Source organism: Streptomyces sp. LMG1-1-1.1, from assembly GCF_040815545.1.
Taxonomy (GTDB): domain Bacteria; phylum Actinomycetota; class Actinomycetes; order Streptomycetales; family Streptomycetaceae; genus Streptomyces.
The window spans coordinates 245,774-263,751 of the sequence record NZ_JBFPNH010000076.1; the positions used below are offsets into that span (position 1 = coordinate 245,774).

The following is a 17,978-nucleotide window of genomic DNA, read 5'->3' on the forward strand; positions in this document are numbered from 1 at the left end:
AGACCCTGGATGATGGAGGGCATGCTCCGCCTCCCCGCCGTCCCCGCGCTCCGCCGTTGCGTGGACCGGTGGGCGGTCTCGCCCCGCGCCCTCGACGTCGTCGCCGCGCTCAGCGCCTTCGGCCTGATGGTCCTGGACGTGCCGGGGCTCGCCCGCGCCGACAACTCCCTCACCGGCGTCACCGCCACCCTGGTCCTCGCGGCCGGCGCGGCCACGCTGGTGCTCAGACGGCGGCTGCCGTGGCTTCCGTACGTCGTCGCGCTCGGCCTGACGGGGTGGCTGCACGAGCTCACCATGATCCAGTTCGCGCTGTACTCGATCGGCCGGTTCCGGGGGCGCCGCGCCGCCATCGCGGCGACCCTGCTGTACGTCGCCGTGGCGTACGGACTCTTCCTGACGCCCGGCTGGCCCGCCGAGCACGGCGAGACCCTCAGCGACTTCCTCAGCCTGGTCGTCCCCATCGGCGTCCTCGCGGCCGGCGTCGGCATCGCCGCCTACCGCCAGGACCTCGTCCGCGCCCTGGAGGTCCAGCGCCGCGAGGCCGTCGCCCGGCAGGCCGTCCAGGAGGAGCGGATCTCCGTCGGCCGGGACGTCCACGACCTCGTCGGCCGCGAACTCACCGTCCTCGCGGTGCGGGCCGAGGTCCTCGCCGTACGGGCCAGGGGCGAGGTCCACCAGAAGGACTTCGAGGAGCTCGCGGACACCGCCCGCCGCGCCCACCTCATGCTGAACGAGACGATCGTGCGCCGCGCCGACCGGGACGCCGCCACCCCCGGCCTCGAAGGGCTCGCCGCGCTCGCCGCGGAGAGCGAACGGATGGGCGGCGCCGTCGACCTGACGGTCGCCGAGGAGGCCAAGGCGCTGTCGCCGCTCCGGCAGGCGGCCGTCCACCGGGTCGTCCGGGAGTGCCTGACGAACGCCGCCAAGCACGCGCCCGGCCTGCCCGTGACGGTCGCGATCACGGTGGACGGACCCGACCTGCGGATCGAGGTCCGCAACCCGATGCCCACCACCCCGCCCGACCCGTCCCCCGTCTCCACCGGCACCGGCCTCCTCTCCATGGAGGAACGCGTCACCAGCATGGGCGGCACCCTCAAGGCCCGCCGCGACGGCGCCGCCTACCGGGTCACGGCCCTGCTCCCGACGGGCCTCGCCCGCTAGGGGTCTCCTGGTGACACACCCCTAGCGGACCGTCTCCGCCTTCCCCATCACCCGCTGGAGGCCGTCGAAGTCCTCCACGCACCGCCCCGAGCCCAGGGCCACGCAGTCCAGCGGCCGGTCCGCGACGAAGACCGGGATGCCCGTGGCGGAGGCCATCCGCAGGTCGAGGCCCGGCAGCAGCGCCCCGCCGCCGGTGAGGACGATGCCGTGCTCCATCACGTCGCCGGAGAGCTCCGGCGGGCACTCCTCCAGGGTCACCCGTACGGCCGCGATGATCGCCTCGACGGGCTCGTCCAGCGCCGTCCGCACCTCGGGCACCGTCAACTCCACCGTGCGGGGCAGCCCGCTCACCTTCTCCCGGCCGCGCACGGTGAACGTCCGGCGCTCCAGCTCGTCGCCGCCGGGCACCGGCCATGCCGTGCCGATCGCGACCTTGACGTCCTCCGCGGTCCGCTCGCCGATGAGCAGCGAGTGCTTCTTGCGCACGTAGTCGGTGATCGCCGTGTCGAGGCGGTCGCCGCCGACCCGCAGCGACTGGGCGGTGACGATCCCTCCCAGCGAGATCACGGCCACCTCGGTCGTGCCGCCGCCGATGTCGACCACCATCGAGCCGCGCGGGTCGGAGACGGGCAGCCCGGCGCCGATCGCCGCCGCCATCGGCTCCTCGATCAGGTGCACCGCGCGGGCGCCGGCCGACAGCGAGGCGTGCACGATCGCCCGGCGCTCGACCTGCGTCACCCCGCTGGGCACGCACACCACCATCCGCGTCCTCGGGCGCCTGCGGCCCGGCACGGCCTTGCGCACGAAGTGCCGGATCATCTCCTCGGCGGCCTCGTAGTCGCTGATCACACCGTCACGCAGCGGCCGGATGGCGGTGATCGACCCCGGTGTGCGGCCGATGGTCTCCTTCGCCTCCGTCCCGACCGCGAGCGCGTGCCGGGAGCCCTCCTGCACCGCCACCACGGACGGCTCGTTGAGCACGATGCCCTGGCCGCGCGCGTAGAGGAGCGTGTTGGCCGTGCCGAGGTCGATCCCTATGTCCATGATCGCCAAGTTTGCCGGGCGGATCCGGCGGGCGGTGGACCGAAAGTCCCGAAAGGGGTGGGTCCATGGTCCTGTCGGTCCGCCTCCGTAGACTGGCCCCGTGAGCGAGCCGAGCGACCCGAATGACCAGTTCGACGACATCGTCGACAACGAGACAGACCGCGACCCCGACCTGGCGGTGATCGAGGCCGGCAGCCGTACCCTGCGCACGCAGGGCGGCGCGCCGCAGGGTGACCCCGTGCCCGGCCGTCCCGAGGACCCGGAGCTCGACAAGGCGCTCCGCGAGGTCGAGACCGAGCTGTCCACCCGCTGGGGCGAGACCAAGCTGGAGCCGTCGGTCAAGCGGATCGCGGCCCTGATGGACGTCCTCGGCGAGCCGCAGCGCGCCTACCCCTCGATCCACATCACCGGCACCAACGGCAAGACGTCGACGGCCCGCATGATCGAGGCCCTGCTCGGCGCCTTCGAGCTGCGCACCGGGCGGTACACCTCGCCGCACGTGCAGACCATCACCGAGCGGATCAGCCTGGACGGCGCCCCGATCTCCGCCGAGCGGTTCATCGAGACGTACCAGGACGTCAAGCCGTACGTGGAGCTGGTCGACGCCCGCGAGGAGTACCGCCTCTCCTTCTTCGAGGTCCTCACCGCAATGGCGTACGCGGCCTTCGCGGACGCCCCGGTCGACGTGGCCGTCGTCGAGGTCGGCATGGGCGGCACCTGGGACGCGACGAACGTCATCGACGGCTCCGTCGCCGTCGTCACCCCGATCGACCTGGACCACACCGACCGGCTCGGCGGGACGACCGGCGAGATCGCCGGCGAGAAGTCCGGGATCATCAAGCAGGACGCGACCGTCATCCTGGCCCAGCAGCCGGTGGACGCGGCCCAGGTCCTGCTGAAGAAGGCCGTCGAGGCGGACGCCACCGTCGCCCGCGAGGGCATGGAGTTCGGCATCGTCTCCCGCGAGGTCGCGGTCGGCGGCCAGCTCCTCACCCTGCGCGGCCTGGGCGGCGAGTACGACAACATCTTCCTGCCGCTGCACGGCGCCTACCAGGCGCACAACGCGGCGGTGGCGCTCGCGGCGGTCGAGGCCTTCTTCGGCATCGGCGCCGAGCACGCCAGGACCCTGGACGTGGACACGGTCCGCCGGGCCTTCGCCCAGGTCGCCTCGCCCGGCCGCCTGGAGATCGTCCGCTCCTCCCCGACGGTCATCCTGGACGCCGCGCACAACCCGCACGGCGCGCGGGCCACGGCGGAGGGCATCAGCGAGGCCTTCGGCTTCTCCCGGCTCATCGGCGTGGTCTCCACGAGCGGCGACAAGGACGCCAAGGGGCTCCTCGAGGCCTTCGAGCCGATCTTCGCGGAGGTCGTGATCACGGCGAACTCCACGCCGCGGGCCACCGACGTGGACGCGCTGGCCGCGACCGCGGTCGAGGTCTTCGGCGAGGACCGGGTCGTCGTCGAGCCGCGGCTCGACGACGCCATCGAGGCCGCCATCACCCTTGCGGAGGAAGAGGCCGAGTACGGCGGCGCGGGCGTCCTCGTGACCGGTTCGATCTTCACGGTCGGCGATGCCCGGCTGCTGCTGCGGAGGGGCTGAATCCGATGCGTACGCTCTGTTCCTCGACGCTCATCGGCGAGTTCTTCGTCATCGGCTTCGCCGGGCTCGTCGCGATGAAGGACGACGGTCTCGCGATGTCCACCGTCTGGTGGGTCTGCGGTGTCGCGATGGTCTTCTCGGTGCTGCTGTGCGGGATGGTCACCCGTCCCGGCGGCGTGCAGCTCGGCTGGGCCCTGCAGATCGGTCTGATCCTCAGCGGCTTCGTCGTCCCCACGATGTTCTTCCTGGGCGCGGTCTTCGCCGGCCTCTGGTGGGCTTCCGTTCACTACGGGCGACGGATCGACGACATCAAGGCGCGCTGGGCCGAGGCGCAGGCCGCGGGGGCCTCGGCAGGGCCTGACGCTGCGTAATCGAAGCACGTGCGGGACCTGTAGCCTCGGAGGTCCCGCACACCGCTTTCCCGAAGGAGTCACCCCGTGAGCCAGCGCACGCTCGTCCTGCTCAAGCCCGACGCCGTCCGCCGTGGCCTGATCGGCGAGATCATCGGCCGTATCGAGCGCAAGGCCGGCTGGACCCTGGCGGCCCTGGAGCTGCGCGAGCTGGACCAGGCGACCCTTGAGCAGCACTACGGCGAGCACAAGGGCAAGCCGTTCTACGAGCCGCTGATGGGCTTCATGTCCTCCGGTCCGGTCGTCGCGCTCGTCGTCGAGGGCGAGCGGGTCATCGAGGGCGTCCGCCAGCTGGCCGGCCCGACCGACCCGATCGCCGCCGCGCCCGGTTCCATCCGCGGCGACTTCGGCACGATCGTCCGCGAGAACCTGATCCACGCCTCGGACTCCGAGGAGTCGGCGCTCCGCGAGCTGAAGATCTTCTTCCCGGGTCTTGCCTGACGTGTGCTGACTCCGAGTCAGCCGAACGCATCACCCTGTGGGGCGACCGAAGGAATTCGGTCGCCCCCAGGCATATGAACGCCGATCCCGGGAACGGATCGCCGCGTCCTACCGTCACCTGTACAGAGGTGGACCGCCGCGCGGTATCCCGGCGGGCGGCACTACGATGGAAAACTCCACGCCGCACCACCTTCCGCCACCCACTTCAGCCACCGTTTCGCCTACCTGAGAAGCCGTCAACGGTCGCTGGGGAAGGCCCGAAGCATCCTCATGGGAAACAAGGGGAACTCAATGTCGTTCATCGGCCGTGACATGGCTATCGACCTCGGGACTGCCAACACGCTGGTGTACGTCAGGGGGCGTGGCATCGTCCTCAACGAGCCGTCCGTCGTGGCGATCAACACCAACACCGGCGGCATCCTGGCGGTCGGCGCGGAAGCGAAGAAGATGATCGGCCGGACGCCCGGCAACATCGTCGCCGTCCGGCCCCTGAAGGACGGCGTGATCGCCGACTTCGAGATCACGGAGCGGATGCTCCGCTACTTCATCCTCAAGATCCACAAGCGCCGCTACCTGGCCCGCCCCCGCGTCGTCGTCTGCGTTCCCTCCGGCATCACCGGGGTGGAGCGCCGCGCCGTGATCGAGGCCTCGACGCAGGCCGGCGCCCGCCAGGTGCACATCATCGAGGAGCCCATGGCGGCGGCCATCGGCTCGGGCCTCCCCGTCCACGAGGCCACCGGCAACATGGTCGTGGACATCGGCGGCGGCACCACCGAGGTCGCCGTCATCTCCCTCGGCGGAATCGTCACGGCACAGTCGATCCGGGTCGCCGGCGACGAGCTGGACAACGCGATCATCCAGCACATCAAGAAGGAGTACTCGCTCCTCCTCGGTGAGCGCACCGCCGAGCAGATCAAGATCACCATCGGTTCCGCGTACGACCTCGACAAGGACGAGCACACCGAGATCCGCGGCCGCGACCTCGTCTCCGGTCTCCCGAAGACCGTGGTCATCTCGGCCGCCGAGGTCCGCAAGGCCATCGAGGAGCCGGTCAACGCGATCGTCGACGCCGTGAAGACCACCCTCGACAAGTGCCCGCCGGAGCTCTCCGGTGACGTCATGGACCGCGGCATCGTTCTCACGGGTGGCGGCGCCCTGCTGCGCGGCCTCGACGAGCGGCTCCGCCGCGAGACCGGCATGCCGATCCACATCGCCGAGGACCCGCTGGACTCGGTGGCGCTCGGCTCCGGCAAGTGCGTGGAGGAATTCGAGGCCCTCCAGCAGGTCCTGGACGCCCAGCCGCGCCGCTAGCACCACCCGTACGGCCCCACGAGGGAACGCCCGCACCGAGTTTCACCCGCACAGCCGAACAACCGAACCCCGAGGAAAGGCACGGCCGCCGCACGTGAGGGACACACGAGAGAGCCGGCTGCTCCTGGTGCTGCTGATCGCCATCGCGTTCGCACTGATCACGGTGGACATCCGCGGCGGCCAGGAGTCACCCGTCGACGGTGCCCGACAGGCCGCAGCGGCGGTCTTCGGGCCGGTCGAGAACGGTGTGGCGGCCGCCGTCGATCCCATCGGCAACGCCATAGGCGCGGTCCGGGACTCCGGCGAGCGGCACACCCGGATCGCCGCTCTGGAGAAGGAGAACGCCGAGCTCAAGGCCGAGCTCGGCAGCGACGACCGCAACCGCAACCGGCTCCGCGAGCTCGACACCATGCTCAAGACCGCCGGCGCCGGGCAGTACGGCATCAAGGGCGCCCAGGTCATCGCCATAGGAGCGGCCCAGGGCTTCTCATGGACCGTCACCATCGACGTGGGCGCCCGCGACGGCATCACGCGGGACATGACCGTCCTCAACGGCTCCGGGCTCGTCGGCCGGGTCACCACCGTCGGCCCGTCGACCGCCACGGTCCTCCTCGCCAACGACCCCGACTTCACCGTCGGCACGCGCATGGAGAAGTCCGACGAACTCGGCTTCGCCACCGGCCAGGGCGACCGGCCGCTGCTCGTCCAGCTCCTCAACGGCAAGGCCAAGGTGAAGCCCGGCGACCGGCTCGTCACCTTCGGATCGAGCGCCGACAAGCCCTTCGTGCCCGGCGTCCCGGTCGGCGAGGTCGTCCGCGTCGACCCCGCGGGCGGCGGCCTGACCCGCAACATCTACGTCCGCCCGTACGTCGGCTTCACCAAGCTCGACATCGTCGGCGTCGTCGTCCAGGCCCCCCGCTCCGACCCCCGCGACATGGTCCTGCCGCAGAAGCCGAAGCCCGCGCCGACCGTCACCGTCACGGTGACCCCGCCGCCACCGGACGGACAGCGGGCCGCCGACGGCACACCACAGGGGCAGCAGCCGAACCAGAACCAGCAGGCACCGCAGGACCAGGGGGACGCGACACCGTGAAGTTCAACCGCATCCTCCTCTCCGCCACCCTGATCGTGGTCGCCCTGGTCGTCCAGGTCTCCGTCCTCGCCCGCCTCCAACTCCCCGGCGCCGTCCCCGACCTCGTCCTCCTCACCGTCGTCGGCCTCGCCCTCGTCTACGGACCCGTCAGCGGCTCCCTCATCGGCTTCACCGCGGGACTGCTCTCCGACCTGGCCCCGCCCGCCGACCACGCCGCCGGCCGCTACGCCCTCGTGCTCTGCGTCATCGGCTACCTGGTCGGCCTCGCCCGCCCGGACAACGGCCGACTGACCTCCGCGACCGGCCCCATGGCCGTCGTCGTCGCCGCGGCCGTCGGCTCCACCCTGCTCTACGCCGGCGTCGGCGCCCTCGTCGGCGACACCGCCGCCCGCCATGTCGGCCTCGGGTTCCTGCTGTTCTCCGCGGCCGTGTACGACCTGCTCCTCGCGCCGTTCACGGTGCCGCTCATCATGGCCCTGGCCAGACGGGCCGAGAACGATCCGCTCGCCGACGCCGGCGGGGGCAACGGCGCCGACGTCGCGTCCGGCTGGCTCTCCTCGGGCACCGGCCTGCGGATCGGCAACCAGCGCGGCGGCCTGCGCGTGAAGGCCGCCCGGAGCCGCGCCTCACGGGCCGGACGCATCAAGGGAGTCAAGCGACTGTGACCGAGGGGGCACCGGCAGTATGAGCAACATCCCCGAGACAGGGCGGACCCCGCGGGTCCAGATCCGGCTCGTCGTCATCCAGATCCTGGTCTTCTCGCTGCTGCTCACCCTGGGGGGCCGCCTCTGGTACCTCCAGATCCGCAACGGCAAGGAGTACACCGACGAGGCGAAGAACAACCACGTCCAGCAGGTCGTCCAGCCCGCCGTCCGCGGCTCGCTCCTCGACGCCCGCGGCGTGCCGCTCGCCGACAACGAGACCCGGCTCGTGGTCTCCGCGTCCCGCACCGAGCTGATGAAGATGAAGGACCGGGGCAAGACCGTCCTGACCCGGCTCGCCGAGGTCCTCGACGTGAAGCCCGACGACGTCATCAACAAGATCCGGCTCTGCGACTCCAAGACGCCCAAGCCCTGCTGGAACGGTTCGCCCTACCAGCCGATCCCGGTCACCGACGAGGCCACCACCCAGCAGGCCCTCCAGATCCGGGAGCGCGCCGAGGACTTCCCCGGCATCACCGCCGAACCCACCGCCGTGCGCCGCTACCCGGCCCCCGGCAAGGCCCGCACCTCCCAGGTCCTCGGCTACCTCTCGCCCGTCACCGACGCCGAGATCGAGAAGGCCAAGGACACCGACTCGCCGTTCCTCCGCTCCGACCAGGTCGGCCGCTCCGGCCTGGAGCGCACCTACGACAAGGAACTGCGCGGCAAGGCCGGCGTCACCCGCTACGAGGTCGACAACCTCGGCCGCGTCATCGGCCAGGCCAAGAGCGACCCCGCGGTCCCCGGCTCCAACGTCGTGACCTCCATCGACGCCCGCGTGCAGGCGGTCGCCGAATGGGAGCTGCACAACGCGATGCTGGAGGCCCGCAAGACGTTCGACCGGAACACCAGCGAGAACTACAAGGCCGACGCGGGCGCCGTCGTCGTCATGGAGACGAAGACCGGCCGGATCGTCGCCATGGCCTCGCAGCCCGACTACGACCCCAACGCCTGGGTCGGCGGCATCTCCGCCAAGGACTACGCCGCCCTCACCGGCAAGGACTCGAACTTCCCGCTCCTCAACCGGGCCATCCAGGGCCAGGCCGCCCCCGGCTCGATCTTCAAGGTCATCCCGACGACCGCCGCCGTCAACGCCGGATACGAGTTCAACGGGCGCTACCCGTGCCCCTCCTCGTACTCCATCGGCGGCCAGGTCTTCAAGAACTTCGAGTCCCAGGGCCACGGCTCCATCACCCTCGGCCAGGCGCTCGAGGTCTCCTGCGACACCGTCTACTACGCCCTCTCCCACCAGCAGTGGCTGAACGACGGCGGCATGAAGCCGAAGAAGGACGCCAAGGACTGGTTCTACAAGACGGCCCACCAGTTCGGCCTCGGCGCCGAGACCGGCATCGACCTCCCCAACGAGGTCACCGGCCGCGTCCCCGACCGGAAGTGGAAGCAGAACTTCTGGACGGCCAACAAGGACTACTGGTGCAAGGTCGGCAAGCGCGGCGGCACCTACGTGCAGCAGCTCTCGTACGAGAACTGCCTCGAAGGCAACCTCATGCGCGCCGGTGACTCCGTCAACTACTCGATCGGCCAGGGCGACACCCTCGTCACCCCCATCCAGATGGCCACCATCTACGCCGCCATCGCCAACGGCGGCACGCTCTGGAACCCCACCGTCGGCAAGGCCGTCATCAGCCCCGACGGCAAGAAGGTCACCGAGATCAAGCCCAAGTCCCACGGCAAGCTGCCGATGGACGCCAAGACCCAGGCGTTGATAGAGGAAGCCCTCGCGGGAGTCGCCACCCGCGGTACGGCCGCCTGGCGATTCGGCGGCTGGCCCCAGGACAAGATCGCGATGCACGCCAAGACCGGTACCGCCGAGGTCTACGGCAAGCAGACGACCTCCTGGTTCGCCACGTACACCAAGGACTACGCGATCATCATGACGATCGCCCAGGGTGGTACCGGCTCCGGCGCCTCGGGCCCCGCCGTGCGCAACATCTACGACGCGCTCTACGGACTCGACGACGCCGGCAACCAGGACCTCAAGCGGGCCCTGCTGCCGCAGCCGCAGAAGACCCTGCCGAAGATCGAGGCCGACGGCTCCATCGACGCCCCGAAGATCAAGCCGTACGACCCCGAGGCCCAGAAGGTCGACCCGAACGCACCCCCGACCGCGCCGGACGGCACGAAGAAGCCGGACGACGACGACCAGGCACTCGCGGGCCCGCCCGCCGGCCGACACCGGGACTGAGGACGACCCATGACCGCACCCCACGGCTTCTCCGTCTCCCGGTACGCGCCCGAGCGCGGGACCCTCGCCAAACTGGCGGCCCGCGACTCGGTGCTCCGCCGGCTCGACTGGCCGATCCTGCTCTCGGCGCTCGCCCTCTCCGCCATCGGATCCCTGCTCGTCTGGTCCGCCACCCGCGGCCGCACCGAGCTCAACAACGGCGACCCGTACTACTTCCTCTTCCGGCACCTGCTCAACACCGGCATCGGCCTCGCCCTGATGATCGGCACGATCTGGCTCGGCCACCGCACCCTGCGCGGCGCGGTGCCGATCCTCTACACGCTGTCGATCGTGCTGATCCTCGCCGTCCTCACCCCGCTCGGCGCCACCATCAACGGCGCCCACGCGTGGATCGTCGTCGGCGGCGGCTTCTCCCTCCAGCCCAGCGAGTTCGTGAAGATCACGATCATCCTGGTCATGGCGATGCTGCTCGCCGCCAAGGTCGACGCGGGCGACCAGCTCCACCCCGACCACCGCACCGTCGCCAAGGCCCTCACCCTCGCGGCCCTCCCCATGGGCATCGTCATGCTGATGCCCGACCTCGGCTCGGTCATGGTCATGGCCGTCATCGTGCTCGGCGTGCTCCTCGCCTCCGGCGCCTCCAACCGGTGGGTCCTCGGCCTGATCGGCACGGGCGTCCTCGGCGCGGTCCTCGTCACCACGCTCGGCATGCTCGACGAGTACCAGATCAACCGCTTCGCCGCCTTCGCCAACCCCGACCTCGACCCCTCCGGCGTCGGCTACAACACCAACCAGGCCCGCATCGCCATCGGCTCCGGCGGCCTCCTCGGCTCCGGCCTCTTCAAGGGGTCCCAGACCACCGGCCAGTTCGTCCCCGAACAGCAGACCGACTTCGTCTTCACGGTCGCGGGGGAGGAGCTAGGCTTCGTCGGCGCCGGACTGATCCTCGTCCTCCTCGGCGTCATCCTCTGGCGCTCCTGCCGGATCGCCCGCGAGACCACCGAGCTCTACGGCACCATCGTCGTGGCCGGCATCATCGCCTGGTTCGCCTTCCAGTCCTTCGAGAACATCGGCATGACCCTCGGCATCATGCCGGTCGCCGGCCTGCCGCTGCCGTTCGTCTCGTACGGCGGCTCGTCGATGTTCGCCGTCTGGGTGGCGATCGGACTGCTCCAGTCGATCCGCGTCCAACGCCCGATGACGGCCTGACGGCGACTAGATTCGAGGTATGGCCGAGACGAAGCGCGAGATCGAGCGGAAGTACGAAGCCACCGGGGAGACACCGGTACCGGACCTCACCAAGGTGCCCGAGGTCTCCCAGGCCGTGGACCGGGGCGTCATGGAACTGGACGCCGTCTACTACGACACGCCCGACCTGCGCCTCGCCGCCGACTCGGTCACCCTCCGCCGCCGCACCGGAGGGAGCGACGCCGGCTGGCACGTCAAGTTCCCCGTCGCCGCCGGCATCCGCGACGAGATCAGGGCCCCGCTCAGCGACACCCTCCCGGATGAGCTGGCGGGGCTCCTGCGCTCCCGGGTCCGGACCGGCGCGGTCGTCCCCGTCGTACGCCTCCGCTCGTCCCGGGACGTCCGCCACCTCCTCGCCGCCGACGGCACCCTCCTCGCCGAGCTCTCCGTCGACACCGTGCACGCCACCCGGCTGCCGGAAGGCCCCGAGGCCACCTGGACCGAGATCGAGGTGGAACTCGCCGACGGCCCGGACGGCCCCGACCACCACGAAGGCCCCGGCGGCCCCGACCCGGCGCTCCTCGACGCCATCGGGAAGCGCCTCGGGAAGGCCGGCATCCACCCGTCCGCCTCCGCGTCCAAACTCGCCAGGGCCCTCGCCGAGACGGGCGGCGGCGGGCGCCCGCGGCCGCCGGCCGCCCCCGCGGAACCCGGCACCGCCGCGGCCGCCGTCCTCGCCTACGCACGGGAACAGATCCACGCGATCGTCGCCCTCGACCCCGCCGTACGGCGCGACCTCCCCGACGCCGTCCACCAGCTGAGGGTCGCCTGCCGACGGCTGCGCAGCGCACTCAAGACGTACCGCCGCGTCCTCGACCGGAACGTCACCGACCCCGTCGGCGACGAACTGAAGTGGCTCGCCGGAGAACTCGGCGTCGCCCGCGACCACGAGGTCCTCGACGCCCGCCTGCGCGCCCACGTCGCGGAGCTGCCCCCCACGCTGGTCCTCGGCCCGGTCAGGGCCCGCCTGCGCCGCCGGGACGCCGCCCGCGCCAGGAGCGCCCGGCACCAGGCCCTCGCCGCCCTCGACTCCGCCCGCCACCTCGCCCTCCTCGACACCCTCGACGCGCTCCTCGCCGCCCCGCCGCTGCGCAAGGCCGCCCGCCGCGACGCCCGCAAGGTCCTCGCCCGCGCCGTCCGCGCGGACCACGCCCGCCTCGGCGGCCGGATCGAGCACGCCCTCTCCCTCGACCCCGGCCACGAGCGCGACCTCGCCCTCCACGACGCCCGCAAGGCCGCCAAACGCGCCCGCTACGCCGCCGACGCGGCCCGCCCCACCCTCGGCAAGCCCGCCAAACGGCTCGCGAAACGCGTCAAGGCCGTCCAGTCCCTCCTCGGCGAACACCACGACTCCGTCGTCGCCCGCACAGCCCTGCGCGAACTCGGAATCCAGGCCCACGGAGTCGGCGAATCCGCCTTCACCTGGGGCCTTCTCCACGGGCACGAGGAAGCGGCGGCCGCCGCCGTCGAGCGCGAGCTCCCCGCGGCGTGGGACCGGGCCTCGGCCCCGGGAATCCGGTCGGCACTGACCCGCTGAGCACCGGGGTACGCTTGAGAGTCGCCCCCCTGCCAGCTCACGAAGGTTCGAGATGTCTGCTGCCGAGTCTGTCTTCCCGCAGCTCGAAGCTCTGCTCCCGCACGTGCAGAAGCCGATTCAGTACGTCGGTGGAGAGCTGAACTCCACGGTCAAGCCCTGGGAGTCCGCCGACGTCCGCTGGGCGCTGATGTACCCGGACGCGTACGAGGTCGGCCTGCCCAACCAGGGCGTCATGATCCTGTACGAGGTGCTGAACGAGCGCGAGGGCGTCCTCGCCGAGCGCACCTACAGCGTGTGGCCGGACCTCGAAGAGCTGATGCGGGAGCACGGCGTACCGCAGTTCACGGTCGACTCGCACCGCCCGGTGAGCGCCTTCGACGTGTTCGGCCTGAGCTTCTCCACCGAGCTCGGCTACACGAACATGCTCACCGCCCTGGACCTGGCCGGCATCCCGCTGGAGGCGAAGGACCGGACCGTCGACCACCCGATCGTGCTCGCCGGCGGCCACGCCGCCTTCAACCCCGAGCCGATCGCGGACTTCATCGACGCGGCGATCATCGGCGACGGCGAGCAGGCCGTCCTCGACATGACCGAGATCATCCGCGCGTGGAAGGCGGAAGGCCGACCGGGCGGGCGCGAGGAGGTCCTCTTCCGCCTCGCGAAGACCGGCTCGGTCTACATCCCGGGCTTCTACGACGTCGAGTACCTGCCGGACGGCCGCATCGGCCGCGTCGTGCCGAACAAGTCCGGTGTGCCGTGGCGCGTCTCCAAGCACACCGTCATGGACCTCGACGAGTGGCCGTACCCGAAGCAGCCCCTCGTGCCGCTCGCGGAGACCGTCCACGAGCGCATGTCCGTCGAGATCTTCCGCGGCTGCACCCGCGGCTGCCGCTTCTGCCAGGCCGGCATGATCACGCGCCCCGTGCGGGAGCGAAGCATCACCGGCATCGGCGAGATGGTCGAGAAGGGTCTCAAGGCGACCGGCTTCGAGGAGGTCGGCCTCCTCTCGCTCTCCTCCGCGGACCACAGCGAGATCGGCGAGATCGCGAAGGGCCTGGCCGACCGCTACACGGACGACAAGGTCGGTCTCTCCCTCCCCTCGACCCGCGTGGACGCCTTCAACGTCGACCTCGCCAACGAGCTGACCAGGAACGGCCGCCGCTCCGGTCTCACCTTCGCCCCCGAGGGCGGCTCCGAGCGCATGCGCAAGGTCATCAACAAGATGGTCTCGGAGGAGGACCTGATCCGGACCGTCTCCACCGCGTACGGCAACGGCTGGCGCCAGGTGAAGCTGTACTTCATGTGCGGCCTGCCGACGGAGACCGACGAGGACGTCCTCCAGATCGCCGACATGGCGATGAACGTGATCGCCGAGGGCCGCAAGGTCTCCGGCCAGAACGACATCCGCTGCACCGTCTCCATCGGCGGTTTCGTCCCCAAGCCGCACACCCCCTTCCAGTGGGCGCCGCAGCTCTCCGCCGAGGAGACCGACGAGCGCCTGCGGAAGCTCCGCGACAAGATCCGCGGCGACAAGAAGTACGGCCGCTCCATCGGCTTCCGCTACCACGACGGCAAGCCCGGCATCGTCGAGGGCCTCCTCTCCCGCGGCGACCGCCGCATCGGCGCCGTCATCCGCGCGGTCTACGAGGACGGCGGCCGCTTCGACGGCTGGCGCGAGCACTTCTCGTACGACCGCTGGATGGCCTGCGCCGAGAAGACGCTGCCCGGCTTCGGCGTCGACGTCGCCTGGTACACCACCCGCGAGCGGACCTACGAAGAGGTCCTCCCGTGGGACCACCTGGACTCCGGTCTCGACAAGGACTGGCTCTGGGAGGACTGGCAGGACTCGCTCGACGAGACCGAGGTCGAGGACTGCCGCTGGACTCCGTGCTTCGACTGCGGCGTCTGCCCGCAGATGGACACCCACATCCAGATCGGCCCCACCGGCAAGAAGCTGCTGCCGCTGTCGGTCGTCAAGTAGTCCGATCGGGTAACGCTCCGGCGACGGCCCGGCGCGAGGGGAAACCCTCCGCCGGGCCGTCGCGTCATCTCCGGCATGACCCTGGAGAACCCGCCGCCTCCGCCGGCACTGATCCGCATCCCCGTCCGGATCGTCGTGCTGCTGATCGTCCTCCCCGTCCGCATGGCCTGGGACGCCCTCACGGCCGCGGCGCACTTCCTCCACCGCGCCCTCCTCCGCCCCACGGGCCGGGCCCTGACCTGGCTGCTCACGGGCCTGTACCGCGGTCTCCACCTGGTCTTCGCCGCCATCGGCCACGGCATCGGCCGCCTCCTCCACCACATGGTGGCCCGCCCCTCGCGCCGGCTGTACCGCACGGTCCTGACACCCCTGGGACACGGCATCGCGTGGGTGGCCACGGGCGTGGGCCGAGGCCTCGCCTGGTCGCTCACGGGGCTGGGGCGCGGACTCGCCTGGTCGCTCACCGGAGTGGGGCGCGGTATCGCCGGCGGGGCCGGCTGGCTGTGGCGGGGCCTGTCCACGGCGGGCGTCTGGCTGGGGAAGGCCGTGTTCGTGTGGCCGTGGGTGGGGTTGTGGCGGTACGTGGTCGTGCCCGTGGGCCGGTACGGGATCGCGGTGCCCGCCGCCTGGCTGTACCGGGCGGTCCTCACGCGGCTGGGCACCGCGCTGCTGTTCCTCCTGGAGAAGCTCGTCCTCGTCCCCCTCGCCGCGCTGTTCCGGTACCTCCTCGTGCCCCTGTTCCGGTACGGCGTGGTCGTGCCCGCCGTGTGGCTCGACCGGTACGTGCTGAGCCCGCTGGGACGAGGGATCGGCCGGGCGTTCCGGCAGCTCGGGCGGGGCCTCGGGTGGTTCCTCCCGCGGGTCGGGCACGCGCTGGCGGTGACGGCGTCGTGGCTGGGGAGGGCGCTGTTCGTGTGGCCGTGGGCGGGGCTGTGGCGGTACGTGGTCGTGCCCGTGTGCCGGTACGGCGTCGTGGTCCCCGCCCGGTGGCTCTGGACGCGGGTCCTGGTGCCCGTCGCCCGGGAGGTGCGGGACGCGCTCGGGATGTGCTGGCGCGTCGCCGGGTTCGTGTCGCGGGCCGTGGGGCGGGCGGTGAAGTGGGTGGCGTGGAACCTCGTCGGGCGGCCCGCCGCCTGGGCGTGGACGCGGATCGCCCGGCCGGTGGGGCGCTGGGTGCGGGACCGCGTGGGGGTCCCGGCCCGCAGACTCGCCGTCACCGTCGGGCGGGCGGCGCGGGAGGCACTGGCCTCGGCGCGCGCCGGCGTGCGGGCGGCCGTCGCGTCGGGCCGCGCGACTGTCCGCGACGCGCTCGCTTCGGCACGCGCGACCGTTCGCGACGCGCTCGCTTCGGCACGCGCGACCGTCCGTGACGCGCTCGCGTCGGCACGCGCGACCGTGCGGGAGGCCCGCCGGGACGCCCGGCGCGCCCTGGTCGGCGGAGCACGGATGACCGAACCCGGGGAACCGGAGGTGGCCCGGGCGCGTACTCTGGGTAGTACAACGAACGTCCCCGGCGCGGCGCCCGCCCCCGAGATCTCCCTGCGAAAGCGGGGGTGAACCGGGCGGGACCCCCAGGGCAACCCGTACATCTCGTGGACGGCGCCACCCGCGCCGCCCCGCACCGAGGAGAAGAACCACTGGGCAAGCGACAGCCCGAAGGCCCGCCGCCCGCACCGGCGGTGCAGCGCATCCGACTGCGCTACACCAAGCGCGGCCGCCTCCGGTTCACCAGTCACCGTGACTTCCAGCGCGCCTTCGAGCGTGCGCTGCGCCGCGCCGAGGTGCCCATGGCGTACTCGGCCGGCTTCACCCCGCACCCCAAGGTGTCGTACGCCAACGCCGCGCCGACGGGTACCGGCTCCGAGGCCGAGTACCTGGAGATCGCGCTGACGCAGGCGCGCGACCCCGAGTCGCTGCGGGCCCTGCTCGACGAGTCCCTGCCGGCCGGACTCGACATCACCGACGCCGTCGAGGCCCGGACCTCCGGACTCGCCGACCGGCTCACCGCCTCCGTGTGGGAGCTCCGGCTCGAAGGCGTCACGGTCGAGGAGGCGACGAAGGCCGTCGAGGCGTTTCTCGCGGCCGAGACGGTGGAAGTACAGCGCAAGACCAAGAACGGCGTCCGTACCTTCGACGCCCGCTCCGCGGTCACCGAGCTGACGGCAGCACGTCCCCAGGGCGATCCCCAGGGTGATAGGCCGCTGGACAGCGCCTGTGCGATACTGCGGCTGGTTGTTCGGCACGTGACACCTGCCGTGCGACCCGACGACGTCCTGTCCGGTCTCCGAGCTGTGGCCGACCTGGCGCCGCCGGTCCCCGCTGCGGTGACCAGGCTGGCGCAGGGGCTCTTCGACGAGGAGTCCGGCACGGTGACCGACCCGCTCGCGCCCGACCGCGAGGCAGTCACGGCCGCTTCTACCACGGCCGCCGCGACCGCCTCTGCGACGGCGCCGGGTGCGGGTACCGCGTAGGGAGCGGTCGTTGTAGCGCAGCCCTGGCACTCGGGAGCCACCTGGGTCGGGCCGCGCACTGACCAGGAGACTTTCGCCAGGCCGTCCGCACAGGGCGTACGGAACCGGCGAGCCAGACATAGAGCTCCCGTGCGGCGCCCGCGCCCCGGACGGCGGCACCGCGCCACAGGCGCGACCGTGCCGCCGGACCGGAACCAGGCGCGGCGCCCGGGAGCGTGACGGGAGAACCCCGCATGCTCGAGTCCAACGAAGACACCAACGCCCCCGGTGACAAGCTGCCGCCGCGCCGCAGGCGCCGCGCCGCTTCCCGCCCCGCCGGTCCGCCGGTGACGGGCGCGACCGCCGATTCCGCCGAGACCACGGCGGCCCCCGAGGCCCCGGCCGTGGAGGCCGCCCCGGTCGAGGCCGAGGCCGCCCCGCCGGCCCGTACCCGCCGCCGTGCGACCCGTAAGGCCACCGCCCCGGTCGTCGAGACCGCGGCCGTGGAGACCCCCGTGGCCGAGGCCGTCGCCCCGGTCGCCGAAGCCGCTGAGCCGGCCGTCGCCGAGGAGGCCGCCGAGGCCGCTCCGGCGCGTCCCGCGCGTCGCCGTGCCACCCGCAAGGCCACCTCGCCCGTGACCTCCACGGCCGCCGCCGAGGAGCCCGCGGAGCTGACCGAGGCCGCCCCGGCCGTCGCCGAGGAGCCCGTCGAGGAGCCCGCGGAGGAGGCCGCCCCGCCGGCCCGTACCCGCCGCCGTGCGACCCGCAAGGCCACCGCCCCGGCCGCCGCCGCGGTCG

Annotated in this window: 14 protein-coding genes and 1 pseudogene; 14 read left to right on the plus strand and 1 reads right to left on the minus strand. The window is 72.0% G+C overall.

The features are described 5' to 3' along the window. The first annotated feature begins 21 nt into the window (after positions 1–21). Positions 22–1,161, plus strand: a complete 1,140-nt coding sequence (locus MRBLMG1_RS34615) for a sensor histidine kinase (protein WP_367828112.1) — start codon at positions 22–24, stop codon at positions 1,159–1,161. A gap of 21 nt (positions 1,162–1,182) precedes the next feature. On the opposite strand, the gene MRBLMG1_RS34620 is transcribed toward MRBLMG1_RS34615, so the two are convergent. Next, entirely contained in the window at positions 1,183–2,205 is a 1,023-nt protein-coding gene (locus tag MRBLMG1_RS34620; protein ID WP_367828113.1) for a rod shape-determining protein, read from the minus strand. 100 nt (positions 2,206–2,305) lie between these two features. On the opposite strand from MRBLMG1_RS34620, the gene folC reads away from it, so the two are divergent. The 13 genes and pseudogenes from folC to MRBLMG1_RS34685 all read left to right on the plus strand — a co-directional run. Further along, positions 2,306–3,805, plus strand: a complete 1,500-nt coding sequence (gene folC, locus MRBLMG1_RS34625) for a bifunctional tetrahydrofolate synthase/dihydrofolate synthase (protein WP_367828114.1) — start codon at positions 2,306–2,308, stop codon at positions 3,803–3,805. 5 nt (positions 3,806–3,810) lie between these two features. Continuing rightward, entirely contained in the window at positions 3,811–4,176 is a 366-nt protein-coding gene (locus MRBLMG1_RS34630) for a DUF4233 domain-containing protein (protein WP_367828115.1), read from the plus strand. Between the two features lie 66 nt (positions 4,177–4,242). After that, positions 4,243–4,656 carry a nucleoside-diphosphate kinase gene (ndk, locus tag MRBLMG1_RS34635; protein ID WP_367828116.1) on the plus strand — a complete coding sequence of 138 codons (414 nt, stop codon included), beginning with the start codon at positions 4,243–4,245 and terminating at the stop codon, positions 4,654–4,656. 291 nt (positions 4,657–4,947) lie between these two features. After that, positions 4,948–5,967 carry a rod shape-determining protein gene (locus MRBLMG1_RS34640; RefSeq protein ID WP_030317599.1) on the plus strand — a complete coding sequence of 340 codons (1,020 nt, stop codon included), beginning with the start codon at positions 4,948–4,950 and terminating at the stop codon, positions 5,965–5,967. 94 nt (positions 5,968–6,061) lie between these two features. Beyond that, entirely contained in the window at positions 6,062–7,060 is a 999-nt protein-coding gene (mreC, locus tag MRBLMG1_RS34645; protein ID WP_367828117.1) for a rod shape-determining protein MreC, read from the plus strand. Beyond that, positions 7,057–7,725, plus strand: a complete 669-nt coding sequence (mreD, locus tag MRBLMG1_RS34650) for a rod shape-determining protein MreD (protein ID WP_367828118.1) — start codon at positions 7,057–7,059, stop codon at positions 7,723–7,725. The genes mreC and mreD overlap by 4 nt, the downstream gene beginning before the upstream one ends. A 19-nt stretch (positions 7,726–7,744) precedes the next feature. Further along, positions 7,745–9,964, plus strand: a complete 2,220-nt coding sequence (gene mrdA / locus MRBLMG1_RS34655; protein WP_367828119.1) for a penicillin-binding protein 2 — start codon at positions 7,745–7,747, stop codon at positions 9,962–9,964. 9 nt (positions 9,965–9,973) lie between these two features. Beyond that, positions 9,974–11,173, plus strand: coding sequence for a rod shape-determining protein RodA (gene rodA, locus MRBLMG1_RS34660; RefSeq protein ID WP_367828120.1), 1,200 nt, complete (start codon positions 9,974–9,976; stop codon positions 11,171–11,173). 19 nt (positions 11,174–11,192) lie between these two features. Further along, positions 11,193–12,749, plus strand: a complete 1,557-nt coding sequence (locus MRBLMG1_RS34665; RefSeq protein WP_367828121.1) for a CHAD domain-containing protein — start codon at positions 11,193–11,195, stop codon at positions 12,747–12,749. A gap of 52 nt (positions 12,750–12,801) precedes the next feature. Further along, complete coding sequence (locus tag MRBLMG1_RS34670; protein WP_367828122.1) at positions 12,802–14,730, plus strand: TIGR03960 family B12-binding radical SAM protein; 1,929 nt, start codon at positions 12,802–12,804, stop codon at positions 14,728–14,730. 75 nt (positions 14,731–14,805) lie between these two features. Further along, a complete protein-coding gene (locus MRBLMG1_RS34675; protein WP_367828123.1) occupies positions 14,806–16,287 on the plus strand; it encodes a hypothetical protein in 1,482 nt (493 codons plus the stop codon). A 122-nt stretch (positions 16,288–16,409) separates the two neighbouring features. Beyond that, the gene (locus tag MRBLMG1_RS34680) at positions 16,410–17,201 is read left to right on the plus strand and encodes a TIGR03936 family radical SAM-associated protein (RefSeq protein WP_367828131.1); all 792 of its coding nucleotides are present in this window, start codon (positions 16,410–16,412) and stop codon (positions 17,199–17,201) included. Between the two features lie 233 nt (positions 17,202–17,434). Then, positions 17,435–17,978, plus strand: a pseudogene (locus tag MRBLMG1_RS34685) (ribonuclease E/G); the annotation flags it as partial.